The sequence below is a fragment of the Nocardia sp. NPDC046763 genome (assembly GCF_040645495.1).
Lineage (GTDB): Bacteria > Actinomycetota > Actinomycetes > Mycobacteriales > Mycobacteriaceae > Nocardia.
This window is the reverse complement of sequence record NZ_JBEYYI010000002.1, coordinates 23,811-36,919: the sequence shown is the minus strand read 5'-3', so window position 1 is coordinate 36,919 and position 13,109 is coordinate 23,811. Positions and strand designations below refer to the sequence as shown.

The following is a 13,109-nucleotide window of genomic DNA, read 5'->3' as shown; positions in this document are numbered from 1 at the left end:
TCACTCAGGCTGCCAGGCCCGAGACCTCGCCGGACGTCGGTGCGGCGGCCGAGCGCAGGGGCAGTCCGAGGGTGACTCGCATTGCGGTAGTTGCCATTTCCACCATGCTGCGCCAGTGGGCCGGGGACAGCGCGACCGACCAGACGGTCTTGGTTGTGGGTTCGGTAAGAGTCCTCCCGGCCAGCCGATCGGCCAGCCAGTCCAGGCTCATCGGGGTCGCCAGCGGCAGCAGTGAGAAATGCTCGCTGAGGCGATCGCGGACATACCAGACCGCCGCGCCGCCGGCCCGGTACCGCTCGACCTGACCGTCGATGCCCGCCGCGTCGATGACCTGATCGTGCACCGGCTGCACCACCAGCACCGGGCACGCCGGCGCGCGATTGCCCAGGCGCAGCTCGTCGAACATGTCCTCGAGGTCCGGCAGGATCTCCGCCAGCGGCCGCCGCAGATAGTCGTCCATACGGCGGCCCACCAGCAGCGGCAGCACCGCGATCGGGCCCAGGGAACGGGCGCGGTCCAGGAGGCGACGGCCCTCGGGGGTGAAGTCGCGGCATACCACCTCGGCCAGCGCCGGGTAGACCTGCTGCAGTGCGGCGATCACGATCGCCGGAAAGCCCGCGAACAGGCCGCCGTTCAGGTTCAGGAACACGTGGCGGGGATCACCGACCGGCGCGCCCAGGACCGCCCCGACGATATTCAGCTCCGGCGCGTACTCGGGAGCCATCTCCACCAGCCACGAACTGGCCATGCCGCCACCGGAATAGCCCCACACGGCCACCCTGGTGTCCGCGCGCAGACCCAGCGGCGCGAAACGCAGTGCGGCGCGGACCCCGTCGAGACCGCGGTAGCCGGGTTCGCGCGCCACGCCGAAATTCCCCTGCGGCCCTTCATGATCGGCGATGCTGACCGCCCACCCGCGCCGCAGCGCGTTCGCGACCAGCAGCCATTCGAGCTGGGTGATGGAGCCGGGGGACAGGGCGCCGCGCTGCAGCGCATAGGACGGGGCGCAGCGGTCCGTCACGGCGTCCATGGCCGTCTGGAAGGCCAGCAGCGGGCGTTCCGCATCCGGTTCGGCGCCCTCGGGCAGCAGCACGGTGGTGACCGCGACCTCGGGCCGGCCGTGCAGATCCTGGCTGCGGTACAGCAGCTGCCAGGCCGTCACGTGTTGCGGCACCAGGCCGAACAGAGCGATGTCGACCGGGCGGCTGCGCAGGATCGTGCCCGCCGCGTGGCGGGCGAGCCCGCGTGGTGGATGGAAGAAGGGGTCCCGGCCGGGCGGCAGCGGGCGGCTGCTCGGCTGCCCGGCCGTCGCCGGTCGTACTGTCCCTTGCGGCCCCGGTGTTCCGGATGATCCGATGACGTCCGCATTGACGGTCATCGCCACCTCCCCTCGTCGCGCCCGGCCGTGCACCGAGAGGGATCGCCGCAGCCGCGCATCGGCCCTGATGCCGACAGAATCGCCAGAGTAGGGCAATCCCAGGTGTCTGTGAAGAGCGGTTGCGCCGAATTGTGCGGGCGCACAGAAGGACCCGGATCGGTCTGCTTCCTCACCGCCTGACCTGTGCGTTTGTGATCCGAAATGCCCACGCGCCCAGGGGCTTCCGGCTAGGCTGCCCGGGTGCCGGTCGGGCGATCTCCGCGCATCCAGGTGACGGGCCGGGCCCGTGCGGGCAAAACCACGCTGCGACATGCGCTGTCGCTGCTCACCGCCGAAGAAACCCCGCCGGTCGACCGGCCCGGGCAACCGGACCCCGCATTCGATGCCGATCTCGTCCTCTATGTTCTCCCCGGCCTCGCCGACCACGCCGACCGCCGCCTGCTCGCCACCGTCCACCCGGACCGCACCCTTGTGGTACTCAACAAGGCCGATGCCATCGGCGCCCGCTGGCCCGACGCCGCCGCGACGGCCGACGATCTCACCGCCGAATTCGGTCTGCCCGTCTTCCCGGTCGTCGCGTCCCTCGCCACCCACACCCGCTCGGGCACCCTCACCGACGCCGACCTCCGCACCCTCCACCGCCATCGCGACCGCCCCGACCCGGCCTTCACCCTCGCGCACGACCTCTTCACGGCTCCCGACCTCGCCCCCGACCCGGAATCCCGCCAAGCCCTCCTCGACCGCTGGGACCTCTTCGGCGTCTCCTGCGCCCTCGCAGCCCTCCGCCGCCACCCCACCCTGCCCCCGCAGCTCCTGCTGCAAATCCTCCACTGCGCCAGCGGAATAGACCCCCTCCACCGCGAGCTGCACCGCCGTTACGAGGCCGTCGCCGCCGTCTTCGGCGATTGATTCGCCTCGGGCCAAGCCGAATACGCCCCCGGATACGAATCAGCGGTGTTGATCCCCGAACCTCGCCCCGCTGACCCGCCGCCGTTGCACGGGCTCGAACTTCCGCCGTTGCATCGGCCGACTCCGGCCGATCCGGACCGGTCCGCTCGGGGCAGTGCACCCGCCGCCGAACCTCCCACATCACCGGTCGAGCTCCCCGCGGCGGTGGAAGCCGTTGTCATGCGCTGGAATCCGCACGGTCTGGCCCTGCTGCGGGCGATTGCCCCGGAGCCGCGCGGTGAAGCCACCGCGATCGCGCTCATCAGTGGCGACTGGTCGCACGCGGCGGCATTGCGGGTCGAGTTGGCTCGGTTCCAGCCGCGTATCGACCTCATCGTCGTCACGGAGGCCGGAGTCGACACCGAGGACGCCGATCCGGCGTCCGCGACCGGCGCGGGACTCGGGTCGCGCCCGCGGCCGGTGGCGCTCGTCGTGCTCGACGCCGGGGCGCTGATCGGCGGCGAGATGCTGGCGCGGGTGTGGGCGCTGCGGGCGGACGGGACGCGGATCGTGTTCGCGCTGGACGGGATTCACGCGCACCGGGAGTGGCGGGAGGTGCGGAAGCTGGATGTGGAGCTGCTGGCGGAGGCCGGTGGCGAGAGCGGGGCGGAGGTCGTGCCGGTGTCGGCGCGGATGGCGGCGGTGGCGCGGGCGGCGGGGGATCCGGCGCTGCTGGATCGGTCGGGGGTGGGGTTGTTGCACGCCAGGCTGGTGGCGGCGGCCGGGGCGGGGGCGGTGGGGGATCAGGTGGCGATCGTGCGGGAGCGGGTGGTGGCCGAGACGCGGCGGCGGATCCGAGCGCAGGTCGGGAAGCTGCGGGACGGTGGGGATGTGGCGGGGCTGCGGGAGGAGCGGGCGCGGCTGCTGGCGGTGAGCGACGGCGGGCGGGGTTCGGCCATGACGATCGTGCGGAATCGGCTGCAGTTGGCGCGAGTGGATCTATTGCACGAGGTCGGAGCCAGAATCCGGGCGCTGCACGGAGAGCTGCGGGCTGAAATCGAACGCCTGCCGCGGAGCGCACACGCCGAATTTCCGCGGCATGTGAGCGATTCTGTGGAAAAACTCACACAGGAGATGGATCGCTCGATTCGCTCCCGGATCGCCGAATTGTGCCGTCAGGTCGAAGAATCCGTCTCGGAGGAATGGCATATATCTTTTCCGGCGCCAGCGGAACGGGTGTCGAGGGCGGTTCCCGCGCCGGGCCCGCGGCTGCGGGGTGTGGAGGACCACCTGGTGATCGCGCTCGGCGCCTCGGCGGGCTTCGGACTGGGCCGGCTGGTGGTCGCTCCGCTGGCCCTGCTGCAGGCCTTCGACTTCGCGATCGTGCCGGTCAGTCTGCTCCTCGGTGCCACCGCCGCGGGCTGGGTGGTGCGTGCCCGCCGGCACCTCGCCGATGGCGCTCACCTGCGGCAATGGGTGGCGGACACGCTGGTCGACGCCCGTGCGCAGCTGGAACAGCGGGTCGCCACGGCCCTGGTCGACGCCGAGGAACGGCTCACCGACGAGGTGCTCGGCAGTGCCACCGCGCGGATGGTGGAAACCGATCTGCGGGTCGGTGAATTGGAGGCGCAATTGCGGCAGGCGGCGCAACGGCGCCCCGCTTTACTGCTGGCATGCGACCGTGACCTGGCCACACTCGAATTCACTCAGCGGCTGGTCGGAGGTTTCGACCCGGTACCGAGTGGACAACCCGATTCCGTACACCCCGATATATGGCGTTAACCTCTATGGCAGGAACCAGGGCATCCGTTGCGTTCTTGTACGCGCGTCCAGCCGGTACGGGCAAGCGGCGAGACCAGCGGGAGCCCTGCCGCAATTGGTGGCACTCGGTGTCGCGAGCCGTGGTCCTTGGCTCGATGACCTCGGGGCCGCCCATCTCAGGAGAGTTTTCATGACCTCAGCGACCATTCCTGGTCTTCACGATGGCACCGCGCCCACCGAGCACAAGGAACTGCTTGCCTGGGTACAGGAGGTCGCAGAACTCACCCAGCCCGACCGCGTGGTCTGGTCGGACGGTTCCGACGAGGAGTGGGACGCTCTCACCACCAAGCTGGTCGAGGCGGGCACCTTCAAGAAGCTGAACGAGAGCAAGAAGCCCAACTCGTTCCTCGCCCTCTCCGACCCTTCCGACGTCGCCCGCGTCGAGTCCCGCACCTACATCTGCTCGAACACCGAGGCCGACGCCGGTCCGACCAACAACTGGGTCGACCCGACCGAGATGCGCGCCACCATGACCGAGCTGTACCGCGGCTCCATGAAGGGCCGCACCATGTACGTGGTGCCCTTCTGCATGGGCCCGCTGGGCGCCGAGGACCCGAAGCTGGGCGTCGAGATCACCGACTCCGAGTACGTCGTGGTGTCGATGCGCGTGATGACCCGCGCCGGCAAGGCCGCCCTGGAGAAGCTCGGCGCCGACCGGCCGTTCGTGAAGGCGCTGCACTCGCTGGGCGCTCCGCTGGCCGAGGGCCAGGCCGACGTGCCCTGGCCGTGCAACGACACCAAGTACATCACCCATTTCCCCGAGGACCGCGAAATCTGGTCCTACGGTTCGGGTTACGGCGGCAACGCGCTGCTGGGCAAGAAGTGCTACTCGCTGCGCATCGCCTCGGCCATGGCGCACGACGAGGGCTGGCTGGCCGAGCACATGCTCATCCTCAAGCTGATCTCGCCGGAGAACAAGGCGTACTACGTGGCCGCCGCGTTCCCGTCGGCCTGCGGTAAGACCAACCTCGCCATGATCCAGCCGACCGTTCCGGGCTGGCGCGCCGAGACCCTCGGCGACGACATCGCGTGGATGCGCTTCGGCGAGGACGGGCGACTTTATGCCGTCAACCCGGAGTTCGGCTTCTTCGGCGTCGCGCCCGGCACCAACCATTCCTCCAACCCCAACGCGATGGCCACCATCGAAGCGGGCAACACCGTCTACACCAACGTCGCGCTCACCGACGACGGCGACGTGTGGTGGGAGGGCCTGGAGGGCCAGCCCGATCACCTGATCGACTGGAAGGGCAACGACTGGTACGAGCGCGAGTCGGAAACCCTGGCCGCGCACCCGAACTCGCGCTACTGCACCCCGATGTCGCAGTGCCCGACCCTGGCCCCCGAGTGGGACGACCCGCAGGGTGTGCCGATCTCGGCCATCCTCTTCGGCGGCCGCCGCAAGACCACCGTCCCGCTGGTGACCGAGTCCTTCGATTGGCAGCACGGCGTGTTCATGGGCGCCACCCTGTCCTCCGAGCAGACCGCCGCCGCCGAGGGCAAGGTCGGCACCGTGCGCCGCGACCCGATGGCCATGATCCCGTTCATGGGCTACCACGTGGGTGACTACATCGGCCACTGGATCAACCTCGGCAAGAACGCCGACGCCCAGAAGCTGCCGAAGATCTTCTACGTCAACTGGTTCCGCCGCGGCGAGGACGGCCGCTTCCTGTGGCCCGGCTTCGGCGAGAACTCCCGCGTGCTGGAGTGGATCGTCAACCGCATCGAGGGCACGGCGGAGGCCGAGGCCACCCCGATCGGCAATGTCCCCACCGCCGCCAACCTCGACCTCGAGGGCCTGAACGTGAACACCGCCGATGTCGACGAGGCGCTCGCGGTCGACGTCGAGGAGTGGAAGCGCGAGATCCCGCTGATCGAGGAGTGGTTCGAGTTCATCGGCGACAAGCTGCCCTCCGGCATCCGCGACGAGTTCGAGGCCCTGAAGCAGCGTCTCGTGTAAAGGCATGACGAAAACGGCTCGCCCGCACCGAGAGTGCGGGCGAGCCGTTTTCGTTGGAGATGGGCCATAGGCCTCGGCCTGGCCGGGACAGGACGACTGATTTCGGGTGGCGAGGGTAACTCGCCGGGTACCCCCGAAATCGTTTCGGCTCCCAGCCGTCGGCACGGATGCATGTCCGAAAACGGCATCCGAGCCGCCCGCTGAAGGCTCGGGGAGGCGGGTCAGCCCATGGGCATCAAGAGCGACTTCTGCTCGCAGTACGCGTCGAGGCCCTCGGGGCCGTTCTCGCGGCCGATGCCGGAGGTCTTGTAGCCGCCGAAGGGGGCGCAGGGGTCGAAGGCGTACCAGTTGATGGCGTAGGTGCCGGTGCGGACCTTGGCTGCGATGGCGGCGCCGTGTTCGATGTCGGTGGTCCAGACCGAGCCGGCGAGGCCGTAGTCGCTGTCGTTGGCGATGGCGACGGCCTCCTCCTCGGTGTCGTAGGGGAGGACCGAGAGGACGGGGCCGAAGATCTCCTCGCGGGCGATGGTCATGGCGTTGGTGACGTCGGCGAAGACGGTGGGGCGGACGTACCATCCAGGGAGGTCGGCGGGGCGGTCGCCGCCCAGGATGAGGCGCGCGCCCTCGTCCTGGCCCTTGGCGATGTAGCCCTCGACGCGCTCGCGCTGCTTCTCCGAGATGAGCGGGCCCAGTTGGGCATTGGGGTCGTCGGGCAGTCCGACCGGGAGCAGGCCCACGGAAGCGGTGAGGGCGTCGAGGATTTCGTCGTAGCGGCCGCGCGGGGCGAGGATGCGGGTCTGGGCCACGCAGGCCTGGCCGCTGTTCATCAGGCCCGCGAAGGCGAGCTTGGGCATGTCGGCAATATCCATGTCGGGCAACAGGATCGCGGCGGACTTGCCGCCCAGTTCCAGCGAGCAGCGCTTGAGCTGGCTGCCCGCGATGGCGGCGATCTTGCGACCGACCGCGGTGCTGCCGGTGAAGGTGACCTTGTCCACGTCCGGGTGGGAGACCAGGTATTCGGCGGCGTCGGCCTCGGCGGGCAGCACCGACAGGACGCCCTCGGGCAGGCCGGCCTCGGCGAAGATGTCGGCGAGCAGGTTGGCGGCCAGCGGGGTCAGCGGCGCGGGCTTGAGGACGACGCTGCAGCCGGCCAGCAGGGCGGGCGCGAGCTTGTTGACGGCCAGGAACAGCGGGACATTCCAGGCGATCACGGCGGCGACCACACCGACCGGTTCGCGGGAGACCCGGGTGGTGCCGAACAGGCCGGTGCGAGATTCGGTCCAGGGGAAGGACTTTCCGAGTCCGGCGTAGAAGTCGAGGGTGGCGCGGGCGGGGACGTAGTTGAGGGTGCTCGCGGCCAGGGCGGGCGCGCCCATCTCGGCGGAGAGGGCTGCGGTGAGGTCGCCGGCCTTCTGATCGAGCAGGGCGACGACGCGGGTCAGCAGGGCGGCGCGCTCCTCCGGCGGGGTGGTCGGCCAGGGTCCGCTGTCGAAGGCCCGGCGGGCCGCGGCGACCGCGGCGTCGACATCGGCGCGGGTGACGACGGGCACGCTGCCGACGGTTTCCAGGGTTGCGGGCGAGACGACGGGCAGGGTGTCGGCGCCGGCCGGCGCGGTCCAGCGGCCACCGATGAACAGACTCTGGTACTCCATGAGAACACGTTACAGTTTTGCGTTCGGCGCTGTCCCCCGCATGTGGGGCAAATGTCCCGCTGACCGGGATCTTCTTTGAAATTGGACTCCTCGGTTTCTAAGTCGTCCGGTTACCGGCGCGGCGAAACCTGATTCGGATTCAGGGTTGCCAGGCCGTGGCCTATGCTCTGCCCAGTACGCCTTTCTCCACCAATCCGGTCGGTTGCTATTTATTAGCTCTTCGAAAGGTAGATCCCCGGCATGGTCGATGTGCACCTCGACGACTTCCTGCTCGATGAGCTGTCCGATATCGACTCGCCGGGTGTCAGCACTCCCATGCAGCGGGCTGCGAGTCAGTTGCAGCGGGTGCTGCCGCCGGGATGGCGGGTCGAGGTGGTGGAGGCGACCTATCCGACGGCCCGGAAGGGGCAACCCGTCCTGCGGCTCCGGCTGCTCGAGGACTGATCTGCTCCGGATGTGCAGGGGTGCAAGCCATTCCGCATCCTTGCGGCAAACTGGCAGCAGGCCGCCTAATCGAATTCCGACCTGTTGGTTCGCTTTTCGCCGAACGCACTATTGCATTCGGCAGCCGTAGCGAGCATGCTTTATAGCTACCGTGGATAGCTCGCTCGATTCATGAACCGTTACCGCACAGGGGAGTCCGAGTCATGGCGGTGCAAGTGGTCGGCAGATCGCTGATGACCAGTGATCTCACGCCGCATCAGGCGAAAAGCGTAGGCGCAGGCGGTTGGGTGGTGTCCTTCCTGCCGGGCCGGACCCTGACCACCGAGCAAGCCGCCGCCGCATTACAGGCGGCCGAAGCGGTTGCCACCATGAACGCCCTCGCCGGTCAGGTCGGCCTGACCGTCATGGAGACGGTCGGGTTGGCTACCCAGGAGTCACCATGGGGCGAACCCGAACCCTGCACCGGCCTACGCCGGATCTGGCGGCGCGGATTCTCCATCCGCTGACCGCGGCCGCTTGGTCGCCACCACGACCAGGTTGCTGACCAGCAGCTCCCGCAGCACCGGGACGTGCACCATCCACCAGGCCCAGCGCGGGTGATAGCGCGGGAACACCGCGAGAATCCCGATGTCGTCCGGAGTTTCGCGCGCCCACCGCACACCCTCGGCCGCCCGTACCGCGAACAGTGACCGCCCGAAGCGGTTCTTCGGCTCTCGCCCGTGTTTGCGCCGATACCGCCGCGCCGCGTACTCCCCGCCCAGGTAATGCCACGGCCCGGTCTCGTGGCCGCCGAACGGCCCGTGCCACACCGTGTACGAAAAGACCATGAGGCCACCGGGTTTGGTGACCCGCAGCATCTCCCCGGCCATCACCCACGGCTGCGGCACGTGCTCGGCCACATTCGAGGAGATGCAGACCTCCACCGCGTCATCGCGGAACGGCAGCGCCATCCCCGACCCGCGCACCGAGCCCGCGACCCGCAAACCGGCCGCGTGCATCTCCGACGGATCCGGCTCCACCGGCAGATAGCGGGCCCCCGCCCGGCCGAACTCGTCCGCGAAATAGCCCGGGCCGCCGCCCACATCCAGCACGACCGTCCCGCGCAGCGACTTCCCGGTCAGATCCCGGTAGAAGTCCGACACCAGATCGGCGGTATCGGCCGCCACCCCGCCGTAGAACACGGCCGGATCGGTCTGCTCGAACCGGAAACTGCCCAGCAGCCGTAGCGACCGGCGCAGCGTCGCCCGGCGGGCGAATCGCGGGCGGCGCGGTCTGGGCTGATCGGCTCGAAGCACGGCGGCAAGTTTCGCACAGCCGCGCACCGGCCCGGACACCCGCTCGCAACCTCGCACCCCGGCATCGATTCGCGGCACGCGCAGGTCGGATGACCACTGCTGGCCCGGAACCGGCGGGCGGGCTATATGGTGGAGCCCATTGTCTGCCCGTTCCCGACCGACCTTGACCCCCTGGAGATCCGCCCGTGCGTGAAGTGCTGCTGCTGTGCTGGCGCGACACCGGGCATCCGCAGGGTGGCGGGAGTGAGCGGTATCTGGAGCAGGTCGGGGCGCAGCTGGCCGCGCGCGGCGTCAAGGTGACGCTGCGAACCGCGGGCTATCCGGGCGCGGCCGTGCGGGAGTCGATCGACGGCATCGAGATCAGCCGAGGCGGTGGGCGGTTCACGGTGTATCCGCGGGCGCTGGCGGCTATCGCGCTGGGCCGGTTCGGGATCGGCCCGCTCAAGGGGTTGCGGCCCGACGCGGTCATCGACACCCAGAACGGCATCCCCTTCTTCGCCCGGGCCGCGACGGCCGCGCCGACCGTGGTGCTCGTGCATCACGGGCATCGCGAACAGTGGCCGGTGGCCGGGCGGCTGGTCGGGCGAATCGGCTGGTGGATCGAATCGCGGCTGTCGCCGCGGGTGCACCGCGGCAATCAGTATCTGACGGTTTCGCTGCCGTCGGCCGAGGAGCTCACCGCGCTCGGCGTGGCCGGGACGCGGATCGCGGTGGTGCGCAATGGCGCCGAACCGATCCCCGCGCAGGTGCCGGCCGGAGACGACGCCACCCGTACCGCGCACCCCAGCATCGTGGTGCTCTCGCGGCTGGTGCCGCACAAGCAGATCGAGGACGCCATGGCCGTGGTGGCCGGGCTGCGCGCGCGGATCCCGGGACTGCACCTCGATGTGATCGGCGACGGCTGGTGGGCCCCCAATCTGCGCGTCCACGCGCGCGAGCTCGGCATCGCCGACGCGGTCACCTTCCACGGCCACGTCGACGAGGACGAGAAGCACCGGCTGCTGGGCCGCGCCTGGGTACACGTGCTGCCCTCGCGCAAGGAGGGCTGGGGGCTGGCGGTCATCGAGGCGGCCCAGCACGGGGTGCCCACCGTCGGCTACCGCAGTTCACGCGGGCTCACCGACTCCATCGTGGACGGCGTGACCGGGCTACTGGTCGACGATCCGGCCCAGCTCGTCGAGGCCGTGGGCGAACTGCTCGGCGATCGGGAGTCCCGGATGGTGCTGGGGGAGAAGGCGCGGGCGCGGGCGCGGGAATTCTCCTGGGAGCAGACCGGGAACGGCGTCTACGAGGTGCTGTCCGCGGTGACGCGCGGCGAGCGGGTGAGCGGTCTGATCGCGCCCGCGCGAGTGTGATTCGCGGGCTTCGCAATTCGGCAAAGCCGCGACGCGGTTCCCTTGCGGTTCATAGCATCGAGGCATGTGGATCATTCTCGTCATTGCGTTAGTCAGCATTGTCGTGATCGGGGCGGGATTCGCGCTCGGCTTCCCGCGGGACTGACCGGCGCGTCGCGGAATGGATTGCGGCGGTGAGGAATCCGCCGACCAGCAACGCGGCCCACAGCAGATGCGCGGCGCCCGACAGGTGGCGGTTCGCGGCCGAGGCGTCGTGGGCGGCGATATCGCCGGGTACCCTGTACAGCTGCACATCCCGATCGGCGTAGACGGGATTCAACTGCGCCAGAGTGGTTTTCGATGCACCCATCGGTCCGGGCGTGCCGCCCTCGACCAGTACCCAGCCGACCCCCAGCTCGGCCAGCCGGTTCGCGGATCCGCCCTGCAACAGCAGGTTCTCCACCTTCCGGGCCCGCTCGCCCTCGCCGGACACCACGCCGCCGCGCACGGGAAGTTCACCGGTTTGCAGCACATCTCGCTTCAGCATTCGCGGAGCCGGATCCAGGACCGGCGCACTCCCCGAATATCGGAACTTCCGGAACATCCCGCCCGGCAGCACCGCGACATCACCCGGCGCGTCGACCTCGGCCGCCACCCGCTGCCATCCGGCCGGATACTGCACCGGACGCAGCGCGCCCCCGACTCCCCACGCCAGATCCGGCAGCGTGAGGAACAGGATCGCGAGGAAAAGCACCGCGGCTCCACCGGTTCGCGCCCGCGGCGACTCGGCGCGCACACCATCCACGACCATGGCGGAAATCCAGCGCGCCACCACCCGGCATCCGGCGGCCGCGCACAGGGCATACGCGGGAACGGCCAGGGCCACGAACTTCTGGGTATCCCGGAGCAGCCCGGCCCCCGGCACCCTGGTCACCAGAAACTCACCCGCCGACAACCCCCAGCCGGTCGCCCCCAGCGCGGGCAGCACGATCGCCGCCACCGCCAGCCAGACCAACCGCCGCCGCACCACCCGCGCCTCGTCGTGCATCGAGTCCCGAGGAGATTCACTATCCGGCGCGCTGCCCGGTGCGGGCGTCCCGTTCGGCCGAACTCCGGTGCGATCCGGTTCGTGGGCCGCTGCGCCCGAACGAGATTCGGCGTCCGCATCGGGCGCGGCGCCCGGTTCGGCCGTGTCGTCCGGCCGCACGCCGGTGCGATCCGGGTGGTGGGCCGCTGCGCCCGAACGGGATTCGGAGTCCGTGCCGGCACCGAGGACCGCGCGTACGCCGGTTGCCACGAGGGCGAGCAGGAGCACCGTTGCGGCCAGGGCGAAGAAGGTTGTGCGCGAGCCGGGTACGGCGGTGCTGTTCCAGATGCCGCCCAGACCGGAGAGGCTGCCGAGGGTGCCGAGCCAGGGCTCCGCGCGGGCTGCGAAGGCGGCGATGCCCGCCGGATCCGAGGGCTCCGCGCCCGCACCCGACAGTGCCGTCGCCGTCAGCCAGGGGGCCGGCGACAGGATCCACAGTGCCGCCGTGGCAGGCAGATTCCGCTTGCCGACCAGCAGTAGTGCCACCAGCCCCGCGAGTAGCGATCCGGTCGGCGTGAGCCCGGCCGCGGCGAGACACCCCGCCAGCCCGGCCCACGTACCGAGCGCGCCCGCACGTCCGGCCCACGTACCGGGCGCTGCCGAACGTTCGCCGCGCGCGCCGGGCACTCCCGGACGTCCGGCCCAGGCGTCGAGCAACGTCGAACGTCCGGAGCGCGGAATCGGCGGCGTGGCAGTGGGCGCAGGTGAGCGCGCGGCCTCCGCGCCGTCCGCGCGTGCGGTGGTGTCGGTCGTGGAACGCGTAGTCGTCCGGGTCGCGGAGCGTGCGCGTAGGCGAGTGGCGAGCAAGGCGATCCAGGGCAGCGCCGCATAGCCGGTCAGCAGGCTCCAATGGCCCTGTAGAAGGCGCTCGGCCACATAGGGATTCCAGATGGCGACGGTCGCCGCCACCAGCTGCGGTCCCAGCGATACGCGGAGCAGGTCACGGGCCAGGCAGGCCGCACCCCAGCCGGCCAGCCACAGCGCGGCCAGCAGAATCGCTTTGACCAGGAGGCCGCCGTCCACCACCGTCGATCCGACGGCGATCAGCGCATCCTGCGGCACGGCGCGCGGTGCGGCATCGCCGAGCCCCAGCGCGGAATCGGTGAGAAACGACCGGGGAGTACTGACCGCGTCCCGCAGCAGCAGGTATCCGGACCCGAGCAGTGGCCCTAGCACGATCAGCGCCAGTACCAGGCTGTACCCAGCGGGTACCAACCTGGCCCATCCCCGCTCCCGACCCCGCGCACTCACAC

At 70.1% G+C, this 13,109-nt stretch carries 10 protein-coding genes; 6 read left to right on the top strand and 4 right to left on the bottom strand.

The features are described from left to right. Positions 1–4 precede the first annotated feature (4 nt). Positions 5–1,378: a lipase family protein gene (locus ABZ909_RS03015; RefSeq protein WP_356995947.1), complete on the bottom strand. Its 1,374-nt coding sequence runs from the start codon at positions 1,376–1,378 to the stop codon at positions 5–7. A 240-nt stretch (positions 1,379–1,618) separates the two neighbouring features. Here ABZ909_RS03015 and ABZ909_RS03010 point away from each other — a divergent pair, with 240 nt between their 5' ends. From ABZ909_RS03010 to ABZ909_RS03000, 3 genes are all read left to right on the top strand, one after another. After that, a complete protein-coding gene (locus ABZ909_RS03010; protein WP_356995946.1) occupies positions 1,619–2,287 on the top strand; it encodes a GTPase domain-containing protein in 669 nt (222 codons plus the stop codon). Between the two features lie 45 nt (positions 2,288–2,332). After that, on the top strand, positions 2,333–4,048 hold the full coding sequence (locus tag ABZ909_RS03005) for a hypothetical protein (protein ID WP_356995945.1): 1,716 nt from the start codon (positions 2,333–2,335) through the stop codon (positions 4,046–4,048). A gap of 169 nt (positions 4,049–4,217) precedes the next feature. After that, positions 4,218–6,044 carry a phosphoenolpyruvate carboxykinase (GTP) gene (locus ABZ909_RS03000; protein WP_356995944.1) on the top strand — a complete coding sequence of 609 codons (1,827 nt, stop codon included), beginning with the start codon at positions 4,218–4,220 and terminating at the stop codon, positions 6,042–6,044. A gap of 221 nt (positions 6,045–6,265) precedes the next feature. Here the strand turns inward: ABZ909_RS03000 and ABZ909_RS02995 are convergent, their stop codons facing one another. Then, a complete protein-coding gene (locus ABZ909_RS02995) occupies positions 6,266–7,696 on the bottom strand; it encodes an aldehyde dehydrogenase (RefSeq protein ID WP_356995943.1) in 1,431 nt (476 codons plus the stop codon). A gap of 240 nt (positions 7,697–7,936) precedes the next feature. Between ABZ909_RS02995 and ABZ909_RS02990 the strand changes: the two genes are divergently transcribed. Then, entirely contained in the window at positions 7,937–8,140 is a 204-nt protein-coding gene (locus tag ABZ909_RS02990) for a hypothetical protein (protein ID WP_356995942.1), read from the top strand. 203 nt (positions 8,141–8,343) lie between these two features. Then, positions 8,344–8,646, top strand: coding sequence for a hypothetical protein (locus ABZ909_RS02985; protein ID WP_356995941.1), 303 nt, complete (start codon positions 8,344–8,346; stop codon positions 8,644–8,646). On the opposite strand, the gene ABZ909_RS02980 is transcribed toward ABZ909_RS02985, so the two are convergent. Then, on the bottom strand, positions 8,608–9,435 hold the full coding sequence (locus tag ABZ909_RS02980; protein WP_356995940.1) for a class I SAM-dependent methyltransferase: 828 nt from the start codon (positions 9,433–9,435) through the stop codon (positions 8,608–8,610). The two genes, ABZ909_RS02985 and ABZ909_RS02980, sit on opposite strands and share 39 nt — an antisense overlap. A 185-nt stretch (positions 9,436–9,620) precedes the next feature. On the opposite strand from ABZ909_RS02980, the gene ABZ909_RS02975 reads away from it, so the two are divergent. Continuing rightward, complete coding sequence (locus ABZ909_RS02975) at positions 9,621–10,790, top strand: glycosyltransferase family 4 protein (protein WP_356995939.1); 1,170 nt, start codon at positions 9,621–9,623, stop codon at positions 10,788–10,790. Positions 10,791–10,878: 88 nt separating this feature from the next. On the opposite strand, the gene ABZ909_RS02970 is transcribed toward ABZ909_RS02975, so the two are convergent. Then, positions 10,879–13,107, bottom strand: a complete 2,229-nt coding sequence (locus ABZ909_RS02970) for a hypothetical protein (protein WP_356995938.1) — start codon at positions 13,105–13,107, stop codon at positions 10,879–10,881. Positions 13,108–13,109 lie beyond the last annotated feature (2 nt).